The 240-nt window shown below is 48.8% G+C and carries 1 protein-coding gene; it reads left to right on the top strand.

Annotation, left to right across the window (positions count from 1 at the left end; genetic code table 11):
• Nucleotides 1-95: 95 nt before the first annotated feature.
• A partial coding sequence (locus R0J87_RS24185) for a glutamine amidotransferase-related protein (RefSeq protein WP_498889586.1) occupies nt 96-240 on the top strand: 145 nt, incomplete at its 3' end.

The raw sequence follows: 240 nt of genomic DNA, 5'->3' as shown, positions 1-240 counted from the left end.
GGATCTCACCGCGCTGCAGTTGATATTTAGCAAAGTGGTAAGCGAAGCCGGGGAATCTGAGTAAAATAGCGTGGTTCTTTCGTACCGGAGCCGCCATGATCCTGCTTATAGATAACTACGATTCTTTTACCTGGAACCTCTACCAGTACTTTTGTGAACTGGGGGCGGATGTGCTGGTTAAGCGCAACGATGCGTTGACGCTGGCGGATATCGACGCCCTTAAACCACAAAAAATTGTCA

The organism is Halomonas sp. SIMBA_159 (assembly GCF_046536035.1).
GTDB lineage: Bacteria > Pseudomonadota > Gammaproteobacteria > Pseudomonadales > Halomonadaceae > Vreelandella > Vreelandella venusta_A.
The sequence above is the reverse complement of the archived record's forward strand: the minus strand, read 5'-3'. Positions and strand labels throughout refer to the sequence as shown.